Source organism: Prochlorococcus marinus CUG1433, from assembly GCA_017644425.1.
Taxonomy (GTDB): Bacteria; Cyanobacteriota; Cyanobacteriia; order PCC-6307; family Cyanobiaceae; genus Prochlorococcus_A; species Prochlorococcus_A marinus_U.
Map to the genome: position 1 here is coordinate 632,857 of JAEPLN010000001.1, position 19,844 is coordinate 652,700.

The following is a 19,844-nucleotide window of genomic DNA, read 5'->3' on the forward strand; positions in this document are numbered from 1 at the left end:
ATTTAAGAAAAAATTTCAATTAAATCTGGAATAATTTTTTTTAATGCTTTACCTCTATGACTACAAGAATCTTTAATATCATTATTCATTTCTGCGAAAGTTAATCTGGTAGAACTCTCCTCAAAAATTGGGTCATAACCAAAACCACCTTTTCCTCTCGAGTTTAAAATAATATTGCCATGACATTTGGCCTCAGATTCAATAATCACTTCACCACTTGGGGAACAAACACAAATATTAGCAATAAAGAAAGCACTTCTATTGTGAACTCCATCAAGTTCTTTTAAAACTCTTTCAATTCTCTTCTGATCATTTTCTGCATATCTAGAGGAGTAAATGCCTGGCTTACCATCTAGTGCTTCAATACAAATTCCTGAATCATCTGCTATGGAGAAATTCTTTGTTTTCCTCGAAACTTCACTCGCTTTTTTAATTGCATTATCTCTAAATGTCAGTCCATCCTCTTCAACTTCTAATGATTCTGGCTGGAGTAATAATTTACAATTCACTCCAGCAAGCAATTTCTTATATTCTTCAATTTTCCCTTTATTCTTACTCGCTAAATATAAATTTTTCATCCTTATTTTCCTGCCAGATTTATAAATACTTGACCCCATTCTAATAACTCATCTAAATAAGATTCTTTTGGAGCTTCGCAATATAACCTTAAAAGAGGTTCCGTTCCTGAAAACCTAAAAAGAAGCCAAAAATTTTTATCAATTCTCAACTTTATTCCATCAATCTTTAAGATACTTTTTAACTTATGATTGTTAATACTTTCAGGAATATTATCTATGATAAATTCTTTAACGTTATTTTTTTCTGACTGATTTGGAAATTTAATATCAATTCTTTTATAAAAACTTGGCCCAAATTCTTCTTGAATTTTATCTAAGGTTTCATATAAATATTGAGATTTTTCAGCAATTCCATTTAATAAAACCATCGCTGCATATAGAGCATCTCTTTCAGGCATAAAGTCGCCAAAACCAACTCCCCCAGATTCCTCTCCTCCAATAAATATTTTCTCTTTAATCATTTTTTCAGCAATATATTTAAAGCCAACTGGAAGTTCAAAAACATCTCTATTTTGACTCTCTGATATATTTTTAATAATATCTGAACCACTAACAGTCTTTAAAACCGGATAAGAATTATTTTTAATTTCGCCCAAATAGCTAATAAAATATGGGAGTAAATCTTGAGTACTAGAGTATCTTCCTTTTTCATCAATTGCCGCAATTCTATCACCATCGCCATCAAATATAATTCCTAGAGTTTTTAATTCATTTGTTGAATTTTTTATTAGTATTTGATTTAGATCATCTGCATAATTTAAAAGAGGTTCAGGAGGTTTTCCTCCAAAAAAAGGATCAGCATCTTTCCTGATTTCTGAAATAATTTCTAAATTATTAGAAGCAAAAATCTCAGCCATACAATTTGCAGCTGAACCATGCATAGAATCTACAAAAATTTTCAATTTCAATTTTTTCAATCTATTAGAAATAAAGTCAATATCAAAAAGAGATTTAATTCTATCTAAATGAAATTTCTTAATATCTACCAATTTATTAACACCATCTATTTTTTCAATTGAATTTCCAAGAATTAATCTTTTTTCAACTTGACTCGTAAAAGATTCGTCAACAGAACATCCATTAAAGCTCTTTATTTTCAGACCCAGCCAATTATATGGATTATGACTTGCTGTAATTACTAATGCTCCAAGACAACCGACTTCTTTAGCATAGAAACTACAAGAGGGGGTCGGAACAAAGCTATCAGATAAGATCGGTTCAAAACCACATCCTCTTACAAATGGCACTATTTGCTTGGCAAATTCACAAGCCATAAATCTACGATCATATCCAATAATAATTTTCTTTGAATTAACTTCTTTATAGTATTGATAATGCAACTCCTGACATGCAGCAACTACAACTCTTGAAAGATTGGATAAATTAAAATCAAATCCAATAATTCCTCTCCACCCATCAGTTCCAAATTTTATCTTATCTAATTTATCAGCTGTCAAATTTAAAATAACCTTGATTTCTTTTAATTATCTATACTAATTTATATGAGTAAATTTTAAAACCGTCCTTTAAAAATAATTTGAATTCTCTTCATTTAAAAAGTTTTACAAGATGCAAAAGAAAGGCATGGCTAGATTTTAAGGGTACAAAATCTTATGAAGTTTGGTCTACCCATAAAGCCATAGATAAAGTTAAACAATATCAAATTTTCTCTAAATTATGTAATAGTGAAATATATACAGGATTAAAAGCTTGTGAAAATGGTTCCCAAGGGGTAATTGGATTAAAAATAAAAGAGAATCTTTTCCAAGATATTAACGCAGAGATACGTCCACAATTACTTGTAAAGACTAAAGGTAAAAGTAAATGGGGACAATATAAATATTTACCTGCTGTTTATAAGTTAGGCCAAAAAACCACTAAAGAACATTTATTCGACTTAGCTTTTAGTTCTATGCTGTTGGAATCTTTTCAAGAATCTAAAATTGAGAAAGGATTAGTAATTTCAAGTTTTAATAAAAAAGTTAATGTTGAAGAAATTTATTTAAATAAAAGATTAAGAAAAAAAGTTTTGAATGTTTTATTAAGTTTGAATGAATGCTTGGAGGGATCTATGCCAGAAATAACCAAAGATAGAAAAAAATGTACTATCTGTTCATGGCAAAAATTTTGTGACAAAGAAGCAAAAGAAAATGGATATCTAACAGATATAGATGGGATAGGTTCCAAAACGGCATCATTACTCATAACAAATGGAATATCTAATACCCAAACATTAGCTTCGTATAGCGAAAAAAAACTTGGAGAGAAATTATCTAAATTCAATGATCAAAAGTATGAAAAAGCATCCATATTTGTGAAGCAAGCACAAGCTTATATTTCTGGGGAACCATATCGCATTTTCAAAAATAATAATAATAATGATCTAAAAGAAAAAACATGTTCGGGATTTTATATATTTGATATTGAGTCAAATCCAGATGATAAGCATGATTTTCTATATGGGTTTTTAAAAATAAATAATTTGTTTACAAAAAAAGAAGATCATATCTATAAACCAATTTTAAATCTCAAAAACAATAAAGAAGAATCATGCAGACAAATTATTACAATGCTTTTTTCAAACAAAGAATGGCCAGTTTTACATTACGGAGAGACTGAAAAATTAGCAATAGTTAATATTGCTAAAAACTTAAAACTTAGTTTTGAAGAAATTGATTCCCTTACCTCAAGGTTTATAGACTTACATACTCTTATCAGGAAATCTTGGATATTACCGCTAAAAAACTATAGCTTAAAAACGGTTTCTAACTGGCTAGGTTTTGAATGGATGCAGAAAAATGTTAGCGGCTCAAAAGCCCTTTACTGGTGGATTCAATATCAAATCACAGAAAATGAAGTATTTTTAAAAAAAATTATGCAATATAACAAAGATGATTGTTTAGCTACTTTACATATTGCGGAATATTTAATCAGAAATCAATTATAGGAAAATTGATCCTACAGATTTATTTGTAAAAATTTTTCCAAAAATTTCTGAATAAAAATAACTTCCCTCATTTAAGTATTTTCTTTTTATCATTGCTAAGCCTTTTATTTGAGAATTCACTTTAAAAACACTAGTGATTTTGCCTACAGAATTTTCTTTGGCATAATTTGTGTATAAATTTTTATCTACAACTTCTAAATCCAAATTAGATTTTAATGATTGCCAAACTCTTATTTCTTGTTTGAGAGAAGAAACATTTTTTATTTTTGACATTGTTTCTTGTCCCAAATAACAACCTTTATTAAAATCTATAAGATCTTTTAATCCCAACTCAAGAGGATTATTTTTTCCATTTATTTCCATATCTAAAGAGGGTATTGCCTGATTAACCTTCCAAAGTTTTAACTCATTGGAATTCAGTATGTTTAGTTTATTTTTGTATGTTTCAAATTCACTATCTTCTGTTTTAAAGAAAATAGGTTGGTAAGCTCTCCATGAATTAGATTCATCGATTTCCTGAATTCTATTTATCAAGAAAGGTTCACTTAAAAGTACATCATCCGCTGGGAAAATAATTTGATTAAAGTACTCAATTATTTCATTTGTGTTTCCTGCCAAGATAATTACTTCTAGGTTTCTTTCTAAAAAAATAATTTCAATTAACGATCTCAAAACCCCATTGGGAGTTAACCAACAAGTTTTAATAACTTTATCTTCTGAATTTAGAATATTACCAGTTGTTATTCCATTCAAGAATTTTCTGGCATCTTTTCCAGAAACAGAAAAAGAATCAAATTTTTCAATCCAATACTTTTTTTTAATATCTTGCATATTAATTTATTATAAAAAGTCTTTTATTGTAAAAAGACTTTTTAACTCGACATTTTCATCATTCAGAGCTTCGAATCCCCCCTCTTGTCTATCCACTATAGACAAAACCTCCTCAACAATATAATTATTTTCACGTAACTTTTTTATGGCCTTTATCACTGAACCAGCAGTAGTAACTACGTCCTCTAAAACAGATACCAAAGTTCCTTTCTCTAAGAGAGGCCCCTCAATTCCAGCCTTAGTGCCGTAACTCTTGATTTCTTTCCTGATTATTAAACCATTAAGGTATTGGCCTCGCGAAGCTGCTTTGACGATTACTCCACTGACAAGAGGATCTGCACCTAACGTCATTCCTGCTACTGCTTTTGACTTTAAGTCTTTTAGATCTAAAAATAATTCACTTATTAAATTTAGACCCTCTCCATTTAATGAGACAGGTTTACAATTTAAGTAATGACTGCTCTTTTTGCCAGAAGCTAAAGTGAAATCTCCCTTTTTATAAGATTTTTCAGTTAATTGTTTTAACAACCTGGCTTTATTTAAATCATACTTATCCGTAAAATTGCTCATTAGGAAATTTTAAATTTATATTTTAAGATTAGAAGAAAAAAAAGAAATCTCACAAAAACTTACTAATAAGGTGTTTTTTGAAATATTATTTTTATATTGTATATTGAAATTCAATGTAATTAAAATTACATCAATTCCTTGGGGGTGTAGCAATCTGGTGAATGCACCAAACTCATAATTTGGCTTAGGCGAGTTCGATCCTCGCCACCCCCATTATTCATTTGTTACTGAATGAAAATAACTCTACTTTTATTTATTTTATTTTTCCCAGCTTTTTTCGCGGCAAGCGAACTCTCTTTTTTATTGATTAGGCCAAGCAAAGTTTTAAGACTAATAGAAGAAAAGAAGAAAGGAGCATTGTCAATTCTAAAAATTCAAAAACGTTTCAGATCATCCTTAATTGCTTCTCAATTTGGAGTAACAATTTCATTAATTGCAATTGGATGGCTCAGTAATAGTGTTGCAATTGATTATTGGGGAAAAAATATTTTGCAAAATAGATTTTATGATCTTCTGTTTTTTTTGTTTGTTGTTTTAGTAGTTACTCTTGTCTCTGGACTAATTCCTAAAGCCCTAGTAATTAACAATCCTGAATCTGCTGCGTTAAGACTAACCACCGTATTCGATGCTGTAAGGAAGGGTATGCAACCCATTATTACGATAATCGAATTCTTTGCTAGTGCATGTTTAAGCTTATTTAATTTAAATAACAAATGGGATTCTTTAAATTCAGGTTTATCCGCAAGTGAATTAGAAACACTTATAGAAACAGATAATGTTACAGGTTTAAAACCAGATGAAAAAAATATTCTCGAAGGAGTTTTTGCTTTAAAAGATACACAGGTTAAAGAAGTAATGATTCCAAGATCTGAAATGGTAACTTTGCCAAAAAATATAACCTTTTCAGAACTTATGAAAAAAGTAGATAAAACTCGACATGCACGTTTCTTTGTTATTGACGAGTCTCTAGATGATGTATTAGGAGTTTTAGATTTGCGTTATTTAGCGAAGCCAATTTCAAAAGGTGAAATGGAAGCCGATACTTTATTGGAACCCTTTCTTTTACCAGTTACAAAAATAATAGAAACAAGTTCACTAGCAGAAATATTACCAATAGTCAGAGAATATAATCCTTTTTTACTCGTAGTTGATGAACATGGTGGAACAGAAGGTCTCATAACTGCAGCTGATCTTAATGGAGAAATAGTTGGGGAGGAAATGCTCAATAGTAGAATTTATTCAGACATGAAAATGCTAGATAATTTCTCTAAAAAATGGTCAATAGCTGGAAAATCAGAAATTATTGATATCAATAAAAAGCTAGGATGCTCGATTCCCGAAGGTGCGGACTACTACACCCTTGCTGGATTTCTGCTGGAAAAATTTCAAATGGTTCCAAAAATTGGCGATGTTTTAGATTTTAATAAAATTAAATTTGAAGTTATTTCTATGTCAGGTCCGAAAATAGATCGTGTTAAAATAATACTTCCTAAAAGCTAAATGTGGCTTCCCATAGAGGATAATTATATTTAATATACGGATTTAAAGTTATGCAACCAACCTCATCACCCGTAAAGGTTGGAGTCATAGGGATAGGAAATATGGGATGGCATCATGCTCGAGTACTTAGTTTACTCAAAGATGCAAACCTCATTGGAGTTGCAGATCCAAATGAAGAGAGAGGCAAATTAGCTGTTGAGCAATTTCAATGTAAATGGTTTAGAGATTATAAGGACTTAATTCCGAAAGTTGATGCTATTTGTATCGCTGTACCAACATTACTTCATAAAGAAGTGGGACTAGATTGTCTTAATGAAGGTACCAATGTTCTAATTGAAAAACCAATTGCAGCAAATGAGTCAGAAGCAAAATCTTTAATAGAGGCAGCAAATGCAAGTAATTGTCTATTACAAGTTGGGCATATTGAAAGATTTAATCCTGCTTTTAGAGAATTAAATAAAATAGTACGTAATGAAGAAATCGTTGTTTTAGAAGCAAGAAGGCATAGTCCCCATGCAGATAGAGCGAATGACGTTTCGGTTGTAATGGATTTAATGATTCATGATATTGATCTTGTATTAGAGCTTGTAAACTCAAAAATCCAAAAATTAGCAGCTGTTGGGGGTAGGAATAGCGAAGGATTAATAGATTATGTGAATGCAACTTTAGTTTTTAAAAATAATGTTATCGCAAGCTTAACTGCTAGCAAAATGAGTCACAAAAAAATTAGAAGCTTAAGTGCTCACTGCCAAAATGGCCTAGTAGAAACTGATTTCTTAAACCACTCGCTTCAAATCCATCGAAAGTCTCATGAATCATACACAGCAGAGCATGGCGAATTAGTTTATAGGAATGATGGATATGTAGAGGAAGTTAGCACAACTTCTATAGAGCCTCTTTATGCTGAATTGGAGCATTTTCTTAAATGCGTTCAGGGCAAAGAAACACCTGAGGTAGATGGTGAGCAAGCCTCAAGAGCTTTAAAAATAGCTGATTTTATAGAAAGTGCTGTAGAAAATTCTGGAGATGCAATTTTACTAGAAAATCCCTTCTAAGAGTAACTGTCTAAACGAAAAGATTTTATTTAAATCCAACTGCAGCTTGCCAAACAAATACCAATAAAAAGAAAAATAAAGGTATTAATGGAAGAACATCAACAGTTGGAGCAAAAGCTTTGTAAGCCTCAGGCAATTCAGCGAATGTATTAAATAGAATGAGCACCTTTTTAATAATTTAATTAATTATGATAAGACGTTACCACGTATAGTGAGCAATAGAGGATGTTTTCCAAGGAGCGAAATCAATTGTAAAACAATTATCTTTAACTGCATTAGAAATAGCATTGGTAAATCTTATTAAATGAGCAATATTATGCATGCTTATTAAGGTGAGACCTAATATTTCATCATTTCTGATTAGATGATGCAAATATGCACGAGAATAGGACTTACAGGTTTCGCATTTACAAGTTTTGTCAATCGGATTAAAGTCATTTTTAAATCTCGCATTTCTTAAATTCAATCTTTCATCATTAAAAAATGCAGTCCCATGTCTTCCTAGTCTTGTAGGTAAAACACAGTCAAAAATATCGAATCCTTTTGCAACAGCTAAAGAAATTTCTCTTAAAGAACCAATTCCCATTAAATATCTCGGTTTATTTATTGGTAAGAATTTCGGAATGTAATTTATTACACTATGTATTTCTTCGACTGCTTCGCCAACACTGACGCCTCCTACCGCTATTCCGGGGAGATCAAATGAACTTGTGAATTCTGCACTATATTCTCTTAATTTAGGATACTTACCACCTTGAACTATTCCGAACAACGCTTGATTTGATTTCTGATGAGTTTCAACACATTTTTTTAACCATGCATGAGTTCTTTGCAAAGAGTCCTCAATATCGTTTTCGTTAGCTGTGTGTGGAGGGCAATGATCAAAAGCCATAGCAACATCCGAGCCAAGATCCATTTGAATCTGCATTACCTTTTTAGGTGATAAAAAAACATGACTACCATCTCTTGGATTTTTAAATTCCACACCTTCATCAGAAATATTATTTAATTTGGCCAAACTAAAAACTTGATATCCTCCTGAATCAGTAAGAATAGGCTTAGGCCAATTCATGAACTTATGTATTCCACCAGATTCTTTAACCAATTTTTCTCCAGGTTGTAGATGAAGATGGAAGGTATTTGAGAGAATCATTTCTGATCCTGTAGAGCTTAACTGCTTAGATGAAATTCCTTTAACTGTAGCCAAAGTACCGACTGGCATAAATCGTGGGGTATTTACCTGACCATTTGGAGTATAAAAAATACCTGTCCTTGCCTCTGTCTTACTGCAATTCGATGTAATTTCAAATTCAAACACGATAAATTATAAAATTTTTTGATAGTTTTATTAATCTACTCTATTATTTAATATTGAATCTATTTTTATCTCATCAAAAAATATTTAATAAAAAATTTGGCAGGTTCTTGGATTTTCTATACGACCTTTCCAAAGATACCTTTTATTAATCCCGAATTTAAAAATATTGCACAATTTGCACCCCCTTTAGGATTTTTAATTGGAACAATACAGAGTTATATTTTTATTTTTTTAAGAGCAAACTCTTGGTCCATTTACACATCTGCATTAATTTGTTTAGCTTCAGGATATTTAATTACTGGAGGACTACACTTCGACGGTTTAATGGATACTTTCGATGGTATTTTTGCGGGCAAAAAAAAACGTTTAAAAGCTATGAAAGATAGTAAAGTAGGATCCTTTGGGGTTCAATCTTTGGTTTTTATAACTTTGATTCAGATTGCTTGCATACTCAAAATTCAAACCCAAATAATTATTGTTTTGCCAATATGCTTATTTTGGGGAAGATTTTCAAATTTATTTTTTATAGAAAAGTTTAAATATGTTAGTTACAAAAAAAAATCTATAAGTCATAAAAAGTTTTGGAATGGATTTAAAAAAGAATCTTTGATTTCCATAATTTTTCTTGCAATTTTCATTGCATATCAAATAGTTTCAATTACATCCCAAGCGATGTTTATTAAATTTTTGTTTCTTATTTTGATTGGTATTTTTTTAAGTTATTCTATCCCAAAAATGCTGGGTAATAATATTGGTGGCTTCAATGGAGATGCGTGCGGCGCGAGTATTGTATTAGTCGAAACTGCAATGTTATTTATGCACGCAATTCTTTTGTAGGAAGTTCCAAATAGAACATATTTTTCTTCTTAAGATTTTTTAATTCCTCAACATCATTTATTGAGGACCTTTCAAGCAACTTTAAGTCTCCCCCAATTTGTTGTGCTAGTTTCCTCGCCAAAAAAAGTCCTACCCCAGTGCCATCCTTTTTTTTAGAAGCACTTCCTCTAAAACCTTTTTGAAAAATCTTCTCTGTTTCATTTTTTGATATTTTTTTTCCATCATCAAATATGCAAAGACCTTTACTCGTTATTGCGATTCCAATCTCAGCGTCTTTTTGAGCATATTTAAAAGCATTTTCTAACAAATTGGCAACAATCTCTGCAATTACAACATATTTTGCCTTTACAGGTGACAACGTCCAATCTAGCCAAAGAGAAGGTTCTGTCCAATCTCTATTTTCTAATTTCGCATTAGCTTCACCTCTTTCTAAAATCGGCCTCAATAAACTCTGAACAGTTATCACCTTTTTATCATCCAAATTTGGAGGCAACAATAATCTTTCTTCTCCTATTTCTAAAGGGAGTTGGATAGGTTTATTTAATTGCTCAAAAGATTCCATATACTGATTAATTTGTTTTTGCTCTATCATCATGTGTTCAACTATCTCAATAGAATCATCATCTGAACCAAGTCTTTTTATAAGTAATTTTGCATATGTTCTAAGTGCAGCCAATGGATTCCTTAGTTGATGGATTACAACATTAACTTGGTTTTTTAAATAATTGATTTCGTCATTTTTATTTTGGCGTTCTAATTCGATTGAAACGCAATTAGCTAAAGATATTGAAAGCGCTTTTAATCTAGAATCTAGAGATATTGGCCAATTCCCACCCTCAAAATCAGTTTCTACCCTAAGAACTCCAAGTAAAATATCGTTTTCTTGAAGAGGATACCACCTTCTGTTTGGAGAAGAAACTTTTACTGCAGGATCATCTTCTATAGATATTAAAAGTCTATCAAGTTTTGGCCATTGACCAATCATTTCAAAAGTCGCTTTAGATCCTTGCTTAGCTGTAGCGAGATACATAACTAAGTGAGTCACTCCCATAGAGGGGCCAAAACTCTCTAATTGTTTTATTATTAATTCTTCAAATTTTTTAGAGAGAATCATAAGTAATGAAATTTGGATAATTTTTAGACAAAAATCTGAAAAAAAGCTTGTAAAATCTGAAAAAAGTATTAAGATATAAGGAGGTCTGACTTATGCCAGCCTTCAATATGAACATCTGATCATATTTTAAGCTACATCAGAGGTTGATGGGTCCTCTATGTAATTAAAGTGAATTCAACATCACATATATAGGATTAGTAAAAATAATCAAGACTAATCTCACTAATAATTTCAGGAGTACCAATCAATGTCAAAAAAAAGGAAAAGAATCAGCAGAAGAAGGTTGGCTGGTCAAAGAGTAATGGCACATGTACCTATCTATCATATCGAAACTGGCAAACATAAACCAGTTACAGCAGCAAGAAGATTTATAGCTGAAAATGCTTTATCTGCCCCTTCAGTCTTCAATGTTCGAAGAAATGAACATACTACGGATAGATTTTTTTGGGGTGAAAAAGGTTTATTCAGCGCTCAATATGCTGAGGAAAACCACTTCTTATTTCCATCACTAAAAGTTGTAGTTGAAGGTATTGGTGAAGAAAAAATATTCGAAGGTCTAGAACTTAGTGCAGATGATTGGGAAGAGATTGAAGAATACGAATATGCTTTCGTTTAAAAAATATTACCTATATTGGAACTTATAAAATTAATTAAATTTGGATCAATTTGATGAAATCCTTCAAATTCTATTAATTTACAAAATTTAGAAGTTTTACTTTTTACCTTTTTATAAATAACCCTAGATGCATCTATGGGTACCACATCATCGAATAAACCATGACTAATAATCAATGGGGGGCATTTTTCTCCTGGGGACCAATTTGGATGAGGATAACCACTACAAGCAACTATTAATCCAAAATTTAGTTTAACTCCTGCATCAATTGCCATTGCCGCACCCTGGGAAAAACCTAACAAAATAGTTTTTCTGAGTGGAATCTGATCAGTATCCAATTTTTTTAATGTACCTAAAAGATTATTAACTTCAACCTCAGCTCCATCCCAATCATGAGGATATAATCCATACCACTGTCTTCCCTGACCACTTGGATGTAATCTAGGAGCTCTCAAAGAAATTAGCTCAAAATCAAGATGTATTTTTGCTGTTATCTCCTTTCCAAATATTAAAAGGTCATCTGAATCAGCTCCCCAACCATGCATCAAAATAATTCTATGAGTTGCAGTTTGAGAGCTAATCGAAACAAATTCATGATTGATATCGTATTTCATGTTTATATTCTTAAGTAAATAAACTTTTCCATAATGTCACCATTAGCTCTCGTAAGTGTCTCTGATAAAAAAAATATAATCCCTTTTTGCACGGAATTAGTTGAACAATTTAATTATAAAATTCTATCAAGTGGAGGAACTGCCAAATATCTAATGGAGGCAAAAATTCCAGTTATTAAAGTTGCAGATTTTACTAATTCTCCAGAAATCCTTGGAGGAAGAGTTAAAACTTTACATCCAAAAATACATGGAGGAATATTAGCCAAAAGAACTGATGCGAAGCATAAAAAAGACGTAGAAGCCAATGATCTTGAGTTGATTGATCTAGTAGTGGTCAATTTATATCCTTTCAAGAAAACTGTAGAACAGGGATCAAAATGGGAAGACGCTATCGAAAATATCGATATCGGAGGGCCATCAATGATTCGTTCTGCAGCTAAAAATCATAAAGAAGTTAGCGTTTTAGTGGATCCTAGTCAGTATCAAAATTTTCTTGAAGAAATTAAAAAAGGTGAATTAAAGGAGTCATATAAGGTCAAATTAGCCCTTGAAGCTTTTCAACATACCGCGGATTATGATACTGCAATATCTAATTGGATAAGAAAAGAAAGAGATTTACAATCTTCCAAATATATTCAATCCTATCCATTAATCAAAACTTTAAGATATGGGGAAAATCCTCATCAAAAGGGTTATTGGTATGGTTTAAATAACATTGGATGGAACGCCGCAGAACAATTGCAAGGCAAAGAGTTAAGTTATAATAATCTATTAGATCTTGATTCAGCGCTTTCAACAGTTTTAGAATTTGGCTTCGCAGAAAAAGATGCACAAAGAGCCGATACGTTTGCTTCTGTTATTCTAAAACACAATAATCCTTGTGGTGCCTCTATAAGTAATTCAGCCTCTCAAGCATTTTTGAACGCTTTGGCATGCGATTCAGTTAGTGCATTTGGAGGAATTGTTGCTTTTAATTCAAATGTGGATAGTGAGACCGCAATTAACCTCAAAGACATTTTTTTAGAATGTGTTTTGGCTCCATCTTTTGATGAGGAAGCTTTAGAAATTTTAAAAGTCAAAAAGAATTTAAGAGTTTTAAAGTTATCAAAAGGTCACCTTGCAAAAAAGAAGCAAACTTTAACTAAGTCAATTATGGGAGGATTACTAGTTCAAGACACTGATAATATTGAAGATAAAACTGAAAGTTGGATTTCAGTAACTAAAGAAAATCCAAGTAATCAAATAAACAAAGATCTGGATTTTGCATGGAAAATTTGTAAACACGTAAAATCAAATGCAATTGTAATTGCAAAAGATCAAACAACTATTGGCATTGGAGCTGGACAAATGAATAGAGTTGGAGCAGCAAAAATAGCATTAAAAGAAGCTGGGAAATTATGTACCAATGCCGTCTTAGCCAGTGATGGGTTTTTCCCATTTTCAGATACTGTAGAACTTGCAAATGAATACGGTATAAAAGCAATTATCCAACCAGGAGGAAGTCTAAGAGACCAAGAAAGTATTGATATGTGCAACTCGAAGGGGATCTCAATGATTTTTACGCAAAAAAGGCATTTCTTACATTAAGTTAAGTTGATTTTGGGTAATATGTAATCTTGTTAGTTTTTCTAAATAATGAAAGTCTGCCTGGACCTGCACATAGAAAGTAGAGAGAAATAGCTCCATATATAAAAGACAATTCAAAAGCATAATTATGACCTTCAACCACTGCTAGAGGAAAGCCCTCTAGTCCAGTATCAAGGAGATGAAAATATACAGCAAATGCCATTGTGGAGAATAAACCAAGAGAAGAAAGCCTCGCAAAAATCCCTAAAGCCAATCCTACTGGGCATATCAATTGAGTAATCGCAGCTCCAAAAGTCCAAATGACAGGATCACCTGGCAAAAATGGGAAGTACTTACCAACTACAAACTCAGCAAAACCTTGGGGATCTTGAAGTTTCTCTAAACCATGATGAATCATCAAAGCACAAAAACCTATTCTTAAAACAAAAATTGATAGTTCTCCAAGTATATTTACTTCTGAGCCTGATGATGAATTGGCAACTACAACTTCAACCTTTTGGGGAGCCTTTGTTCTATTCATACTGGCAGTTTGAACCTGATTAGTTTGTGCTTTGTCTTCCATGCTTCGTTAATTTTTCATTATTCTAGTTAATAAAGTAGATCTTTTGGAATTATCTGACTAATAAATTAAAAAAACTAAGTAAAGTTTATAGATGAAATAATAAATTCAGGAAGCGATATCTATTAACTTTTCAATAACGTCAGCAACAACCTTATCCGGAGTAGATGCACCTGATGTAATTCCAACATTAATATTTCCATTAGGTAAAAAATTATTTTTAAGTTCTAAATCTGATCCAAGTGGTTTGTGTAATATTGAATTTTCTTTAACTGATATTCTCTCTGGGGTATCTATATGAAAAGAAGAAATATTCTTAGTAATTGCTATTTCTTGTAAATGAGTAGTATTGGAAGAGTTGAAGCCTCCTATAACAACAAGAATATCGAGGTCTTCATCAACCAAAGAAAACATTGCATCTTGTCTTTCTTCAGTTGCATCGCAAATAGTATTAAAAGCTAAAAAGTGACTATTTAAGTTTTCTGGTCCAAATTTTTTCAACATGGTTCTTTCAAAAACTTTTCCAATCTCTTCGGTCTCGCTTTTAAGCATTGTTGTCTGGTTTGCGACACCGACTCTATCTAAATCTTTATCAGGATCAAATCCATCAGAACAAGCTTTAGCAAATTTATTCATAAACTCATTTCTATTCCCTCTCCCCAGAATGTATTCAGATACATAGTTCGCTTCTTCTAAGTCAAGTACAACTAAATATTTACCTGCGAATGAGCTAGTGGCGAGAGTCTCTTCATGCTTAAATTTCCCATGGATAATGGATGTGAACACATGTTTTTTATGTTTCTCGACAGTGTGCCAAACCTTAGAAACCCATGGGCAAGTTGTATCTATGATATGACATCCTTTCTCATGAAGGAGTTTCATTTCTTGAACAGTAGCTCCAAAAGCAGGAAGTATAACTACATCACCATTAGAAACTAACGAAAAGTCCTTTATACCATTCTTAGCTGAAATAAATTTAACATTCATTTTTCTCAAATGATCATTAACCGAGGGGTTATGAATTATTTCGTTTGTTATCCAAATATTTTCATTAGGGTAATGTCTTCTAGTCTCATAAGCCATAGCTACAGCTCTTTCAACTCCCCAACAGAAACCAAAGGCTTGGGCTAACTTAATATTTAGTCTTCCATTAGTGTAAGAAAAACCATTATCTCTTATAGAACTTATCAAATCACTTTGATAGGCTTCTTCTAGCGCTTGAGCTCTTTTTGTTGGAGAATCGAATCCCCTTCTATTATATCTGTCAGAATGATGAAGAGATCTTCTAAAAGCTTGAGTATCCATCTTTTGATATTACAACATTCTTAAAAATTTTTTGTAAAAAAAAAGAAACCTGACATAAGTCAGGTTTCTAAAATCTAAATTAGATTAGATTATTTAGCAGAAGCAAAGTCTGGATAAGCTTCCATTCCGTGTTCTCCTATATCTAGACCTTGAGTCTCTTCTTCTTCAGATACTCGGATTCCACCGAATAATCCTCCGATTACAGACCAAGCAATCCAGCAAGTAACAAGTGTCCAAATAGCATAAGCAGCGGCACCAAGAGCTTGAACTAGAAGAAGGGTAATACCTCCACCATTGAACAATCCCATACCTGCTCCATCTCCTTGTACAGCAGTACCCCAAAGACCTATAACTACAGTACCCCATACACCACAAACTCCGTGAACAGAGAATGCACCTACAGGATCATCGATCTCAGCGGCATCAAGTGCTGCAACAGAAAATACAACGATAATTCCTCCTACTAGTCCTGCGAACCAGGCTCCAGCAAGGGTCATATCACCACAACCAGCAGTGATACTAACCAAACCAGCAAGGATTCCGTTAATAATCATTGTAAGATCAGGCTTACCAGAAGTTAATGTTGAAACAATAGTTGCACCAATAGCTCCAGCTGCTGCTGCCAAAGTAGTTGTTACAGCAACATATGGAACCCATTGATCCATAGCAAGTTGAGAACCGGGGTTAAATCCGTACCAACCTATCCATAGAACTAATGCACCTAAAGTAGCTATAGCCATATTGTGTCCTGGCATAGCCTGAGGCTTCCCATCAGAGTATTTGCCAATTCTTGGCCCTAGAAGCATAGCTCCTACAAGACCCGCCCATGCTCCAACTGAGTGAACAATTGAAGAACCAGCAAAATCAACAAAACCTAATGAATCAAGCCAACCACCATTCCATTTCCAGCTACCAGCAATTGGATATATAAATGCAGTTAATACAACAGCAAAAACAACAAATTCTCCAAATTTAACTCTTTCAGCAACAAGACCGGAAACGATAGTTGCCGCAGTTCCTGCGAAAGCAGACTGGAACAAGAAATCAACAGTTGGGACTAATCCAGCATCAGTTACCATATCTGCAGTAACTGTTGGATCAAAAAATAAGCCACCAAAATAAAGCCAACCGTCAGCAACACTTCCTCCGTACATTAATGAATAGCCGATAAACCAATAAGAAGTTACAGCTAGAGCAAATACAAAGAGGTTTTTAGCAAGAATGTTAACAGCGTTCTTAGAACGGCACATACCTGCCTCAACCATAGCGAAACCAGCGTTCATAAAGATCACTAGAATAGTAGCGATCAAAAGCCATAAATTGTTAGCAAGAAAAGCTGCATTCAACTCAGGTAAATCAGCTGCGTGAGCTGAAAGATTAAAAATACCTAAACCAAACAAAGCTAAGGGGACAGTTGCAAGCCACAACATTGAGCGGTTTGAACTAAATCCTCGAATACTCCTCAAAAGGAGCATAGGCCCATTTACAAGACTCGCATCTTGAAGTTTGGACCTAGAGCGCCTTTGAGGCGTTTGCAAAGCAGTGGTCATAAAAAAAAATTAGATCTGCAAAAAAACAGTTTGTGCTGTTTCCTTTCAAATTTAAATTTATTCAAAAAACTTATCCGTGTCTAGTAGTTGTTTATACCATTTTTATAGTTGCACCCTAAAAAATTATTTGTTAGATTTAAAAATTATTTTTTTTGGATTTCAAAATATCAAGTTTTTCGGCTATTTTAAAGGTTTAATTCCATTCCATGATACGTGGTCTTTATGAAATTCAAAGGAACATGGAATCGTTATCATTCCTGCACTTATAGATTCTCTAAAAAGACTGCCGTATAAGGGGTCTGCTTCATCTCCAGGGGCAAAAAAACAAGCGTCTTTTCTTGTAATGCAGAGTACTAAAACACTTTTACTTTCAGGAATTAATTCCTTTAATTCCATGAGGTGTTTTTGGCCTCTTTTCGTTACTGTATCTGGGAATAGAGCTACATTTTCTTTTATCCAAGTCGTATTTTTAACCTCAATGTAAATGTTACGTTTATCAGGATTTGAAGATTTTGGAGTTACAAAAAAGTCAATTCTGCTTTTTTTATCTTTTCCATAAGCCACTTCAGATTTAATTGTCTCTATTTCTCCTATTATTTGGTTTAAGAAATTTTTCTCAATAACCTTTTTGATTAACTTATTTGCAAATAAAGTATTAATTCCCACCCAAACCTCCTCATTTTTTGCATCTAAAACACATATTTGTTCCCAAGTAAAAGGTAATTTTCTTTTTGGAGATGGGGAAACACTTATTCTTACTTTTGCTCCCTCCCTCAAAAGTCCTTTCATTGGGCCTGTATTAGCACAATGAGCAGTTACTACCTCTCCACTCTTTAATTGTATATCTGCAAGAAACCTTTTATACCTCTTGATTAAAACCCCTTCAATTAATGGATCAAATTCAATTATCCGATCATTCATAAATATGTCGTAAGTTAAAAATCAAATATAATTGAAACTTAAACATCTTGAAAAATTTAGAAAAAGCCAAATGCATTCATTTTTAAAAAATAATGTTTTTTCAATTTCATTTGGTACTAGTCTTAGTAAATTAACTGGATGTATAAGACAAATATTTATAGCTGCTGCTTTTGGAGTTGGGATAACATACGACGCATTTAATTATGCATATATAATTCCTGGTTTTTTACTAATAATAATTGGAGGCATTAATGGTCCTTTACATAACGCAGTAGTTGCAGTTCTAACTCCTCTTAACAAAAAAAATGGAGGGATTGTTTTAACTCAAGTCAGCATAAAACTTTCAATAATATTAATCATTTTAGCCATATTAATTTACTCTAATTCCAATTTATTAATAAAATTAATAGCCCCCAATTTAAGTTACGAAGCTAAATCTATCGCCTCTTACCAATTAAGAATACTTACCCCTTGTATCCCTTTATCTGGCTTTATAGGTTTAAGCTTTGGCGCCTTGAATTCCCAAAGAAAATTCTTTTTATCAAGTATAAGCCCAGCCATAACAAGCTTAACTATAATTTTTTTTATTTTATTTAGTTGGATTTTCAACCAAGAAAATACATCTTCAAATTTCTTTTCTTATACAGGGTTACTAGCTTTTGCAACATTGACTGGAACTTTAATTCAGTTTGGGGTTCAAATTTCGGAAATAAATAAAATAGGTCTTTTGAAATTAGGTTCAAACTTCAGTTTATTTAAAGATGAGGAAAGGAGGATTTTTAAACTAATTATTCCAGCATCTATATCATCAGGCCTTAGTCAAATAAATGTTTTTATCGATATGTTTTTCGCTTCAAGTTTTAATGGAGCAGCATCGGGACTTGCGTACGGAAACTTTCTTATACAAGCACCATTAGGTATTTTGTCTAACACTTTAATTTTGCCACTGCTTCCAAAATTCTCTAACCTGAGAAATGATAAAGACAATAGAGGTCTCCAAAAAAAATTGATATCTGGGATAGAGTACTGTTTTTTGACAACTATTTTTCTTACCGGATTTTTCATAACATTCAATAATCAAATCGTACAATTAGTTTTTCAAAGAGGATCTTTTGATTACTCAGCAGCTTTAAAAGTAAAAAATATACTAATTGCTTATGCCCTTGGCATACCTTTTTATCTTTATAGAGATTTATTAGTAAGAACTTACTATTCAATAGAAAAAACAAACTTTCCTTTTAAGTCATCATTCGCAGGAATAATATTAAATATTTTTTTTGATTGGTTTTTAATCGGAGCGCCAATTAAGAATTTTGGGAATCTTTCACCATATAATTTTGGTGTTGTAGGAATAATTTTATCTTCAGTAATAGTTAATTTTATAGTTTGTATTTTGCTTTCTTTCAATCTGCGAAATGAAAAAATCTATTTGCCTAACTTGGATTTATTAAGAAAAATTAGCCTCATGTTAGTAGCAGCATTTTTAGGAAGCACACTATGTTTTACTATTCTCAAAACTGCAAATAACTCAAATTCAATTCTCGAAGAATTTTTATTTTTAATATTTGGATCTCTTACTTTTTTTGTAATTTATTTTTTACTTACTAAATTCTTTAAAGTAAATAAATTGAAAGTTTATACAAACACTAATTAATTTTCAAAAAAACTTTCCAAAATCTCCTCTAATTCTTGAATTTGTGAAGAAGTTATTAACTTAATAAGTGGAATACTGCTAACCCCATCTCCAACTTTTACTTTTATTGCATTCAAACTTATTTTTGCAGCCTCTAATGGACCTTGATCTTTATTACTGATACATTCAATAGCAAGATTTCTAGCTAGGCCAGCATCTCCTAGATATAAATTCCACTTTTCTATTTTTATAAAAACTTGTTCTGAAATAATATTTTCAAGTTCACTTATTCGCATCTGAGAGTCCATT

Annotated in this window: 20 protein-coding genes and 1 tRNA gene; 8 read left to right on the top strand and 13 right to left on the bottom strand. The window is 32.1% G+C overall.

The window, feature by feature from the left end; all coding sequences use genetic code 11:
• Window positions 1–2: 2 nt before the first annotated feature.
• Window positions 3–578, bottom strand: coding sequence for an RdgB/HAM1 family non-canonical purine NTP pyrophosphatase (gene rdgB / locus JJ842_03765; protein ID MBO6971027.1), 576 nt, complete (start codon window positions 576–578; stop codon window positions 3–5).
• A gap of 2 nt (window positions 579–580) precedes the next feature.
• Window positions 581–2,035, bottom strand: coding sequence for a phosphoglucomutase/phosphomannomutase family protein (locus JJ842_03770; GenBank protein MBO6971028.1), 1,455 nt, complete (start codon window positions 2,033–2,035; stop codon window positions 581–583).
• Window positions 2,036–2,115: 80 nt separating this feature from the next.
• On the opposite strand from JJ842_03770, the gene JJ842_03775 reads away from it, so the two are divergent.
• Complete coding sequence (locus JJ842_03775) at window positions 2,116–3,525, top strand: TM0106 family RecB-like putative nuclease (GenBank protein MBO6971029.1); 1,410 nt, start codon at window positions 2,116–2,118, stop codon at window positions 3,523–3,525.
• Here the strand turns inward: JJ842_03775 and JJ842_03780 are convergent.
• Window positions 3,520–4,356 carry a folate-binding protein YgfZ gene (locus JJ842_03780; GenBank protein MBO6971030.1) on the bottom strand — a complete coding sequence of 279 codons (837 nt, stop codon included), beginning with the start codon at window positions 4,354–4,356 and terminating at the stop codon, window positions 3,520–3,522. The genes JJ842_03775 and JJ842_03780 overlap by 6 nt on opposite strands.
• Before the next feature lie 9 nt (window positions 4,357–4,365).
• Window positions 4,366–4,926 carry an orotate phosphoribosyltransferase gene (gene pyrE / locus JJ842_03785; GenBank protein ID MBO6971031.1) on the bottom strand — a complete coding sequence of 187 codons (561 nt, stop codon included), beginning with the start codon at window positions 4,924–4,926 and terminating at the stop codon, window positions 4,366–4,368.
• Window positions 4,927–5,066: 140 nt separating this feature from the next.
• On the opposite strand from pyrE, the gene JJ842_03790 reads away from it, so the two are divergent.
• The 3 genes from JJ842_03790 to JJ842_03800 all read left to right on the top strand — a co-directional run bounded on the left by JJ842_03790 (window position 5,067) and on the right by JJ842_03800 (window position 7,481).
• A tRNA-Ile gene (locus JJ842_03790) sits at window positions 5,067–5,139 on the top strand.
• 18 nt (window positions 5,140–5,157) lie between these two features.
• Window positions 5,158–6,426, top strand: a complete 1,269-nt coding sequence (locus JJ842_03795; GenBank protein MBO6971032.1) for an HlyC/CorC family transporter — start codon at window positions 5,158–5,160, stop codon at window positions 6,424–6,426.
• Between the two features lie 50 nt (window positions 6,427–6,476).
• Entirely contained in the window at window positions 6,477–7,481 is a 1,005-nt protein-coding gene (locus tag JJ842_03800) for a Gfo/Idh/MocA family oxidoreductase (protein ID MBO6971033.1), read from the top strand.
• 25 nt (window positions 7,482–7,506) lie between these two features.
• Here JJ842_03800 and JJ842_03805 read toward each other — a convergent pair whose 3' ends face one another.
• The gene (locus JJ842_03805) at window positions 7,507–7,647 is read right to left on the bottom strand and encodes a photosystem II reaction center protein K (protein MBO6971034.1); all 141 of its coding nucleotides are present in this window, start codon (window positions 7,645–7,647) and stop codon (window positions 7,507–7,509) included.
• A 33-nt stretch (window positions 7,648–7,680) separates the two neighbouring features.
• Window positions 7,681–8,799, bottom strand: coding sequence for a tRNA guanosine(34) transglycosylase Tgt (gene tgt / locus JJ842_03810; protein MBO6971035.1), 1,119 nt, complete (start codon window positions 8,797–8,799; stop codon window positions 7,681–7,683).
• A gap of 96 nt (window positions 8,800–8,895) precedes the next feature.
• Between tgt and JJ842_03815 the strand changes: the two genes are divergently transcribed.
• Window positions 8,896–9,636 (top strand): adenosylcobinamide-GDP ribazoletransferase, encoded by a 741-nt coding sequence (locus tag JJ842_03815; protein ID MBO6971036.1) that lies wholly within the window; start codon window positions 8,896–8,898, stop codon window positions 9,634–9,636.
• On the opposite strand, the gene JJ842_03820 is transcribed toward JJ842_03815, so the two are convergent.
• Window positions 9,614–10,750 (bottom strand): sensor histidine kinase, encoded by a 1,137-nt coding sequence (locus tag JJ842_03820; protein MBO6971037.1) that lies wholly within the window; start codon window positions 10,748–10,750, stop codon window positions 9,614–9,616. The two genes, JJ842_03815 and JJ842_03820, sit on opposite strands and share 23 nt — an antisense overlap.
• 247 nt (window positions 10,751–10,997) lie before the next feature.
• On the opposite strand from JJ842_03820, the gene JJ842_03825 reads away from it, so the two are divergent.
• On the top strand, window positions 10,998–11,366 hold the full coding sequence (locus JJ842_03825) for a DUF3155 domain-containing protein (GenBank protein ID MBO6971038.1): 369 nt from the start codon (window positions 10,998–11,000) through the stop codon (window positions 11,364–11,366).
• On the opposite strand, the gene JJ842_03830 is transcribed toward JJ842_03825, so the two are convergent.
• Window positions 11,363–11,980, bottom strand: coding sequence for an esterase (locus JJ842_03830; protein ID MBO6971039.1), 618 nt, complete (start codon window positions 11,978–11,980; stop codon window positions 11,363–11,365). The genes JJ842_03825 and JJ842_03830 overlap by 4 nt on opposite strands.
• Window positions 11,981–12,013: 33 nt before the next feature.
• Here JJ842_03830 and purH point away from each other — a divergent pair, with 33 nt between their 5' ends.
• On the top strand, window positions 12,014–13,567 hold the full coding sequence (purH, locus tag JJ842_03835; GenBank protein ID MBO6971040.1) for a bifunctional phosphoribosylaminoimidazolecarboxamide formyltransferase/IMP cyclohydrolase: 1,554 nt from the start codon (window positions 12,014–12,016) through the stop codon (window positions 13,565–13,567).
• 1 nt (window position 13,568) lies between these two features.
• On the opposite strand, the gene JJ842_03840 is transcribed toward purH, so the two are convergent.
• The 4 genes from JJ842_03840 to sfsA form a co-directional block, all read right to left on the bottom strand.
• A complete protein-coding gene (locus tag JJ842_03840; protein MBO6971041.1) occupies window positions 13,569–14,129 on the bottom strand; it encodes a DoxX family protein in 561 nt (186 codons plus the stop codon).
• Between the two features lie 105 nt (window positions 14,130–14,234).
• Window positions 14,235–15,431: a 4-hydroxy-3-methylbut-2-enyl diphosphate reductase gene (locus JJ842_03845; protein ID MBO6971042.1), complete on the bottom strand. Its 1,197-nt coding sequence runs from the start codon at window positions 15,429–15,431 to the stop codon at window positions 14,235–14,237.
• Window positions 15,432–15,520: 89 nt separating this feature from the next.
• Window positions 15,521–16,981 (bottom strand): ammonium transporter, encoded by a 1,461-nt coding sequence (amt, locus tag JJ842_03850; protein MBO6971043.1) that lies wholly within the window; start codon window positions 16,979–16,981, stop codon window positions 15,521–15,523.
• Between the two features lie 180 nt (window positions 16,982–17,161).
• Window positions 17,162–17,902 carry a DNA/RNA nuclease SfsA gene (sfsA, locus tag JJ842_03855; protein MBO6971044.1) on the bottom strand — a complete coding sequence of 247 codons (741 nt, stop codon included), beginning with the start codon at window positions 17,900–17,902 and terminating at the stop codon, window positions 17,162–17,164.
• Between the two features lie 70 nt (window positions 17,903–17,972).
• Here sfsA and murJ point away from each other — a divergent pair, with 70 nt between their 5' ends.
• Window positions 17,973–19,556 (top strand): murein biosynthesis integral membrane protein MurJ, encoded by a 1,584-nt coding sequence (gene murJ / locus JJ842_03860; GenBank protein MBO6971045.1) that lies wholly within the window; start codon window positions 17,973–17,975, stop codon window positions 19,554–19,556.
• Here the strand turns inward: murJ and JJ842_03865 are convergent.
• Entirely contained in the window at window positions 19,553–19,843 is a 291-nt protein-coding gene (locus JJ842_03865; protein MBO6971046.1) for a DUF3181 family protein, read from the bottom strand. The genes murJ and JJ842_03865 overlap by 4 nt on opposite strands.
• Between the last annotated feature and the right edge of the window lies 1 nt (window position 19,844).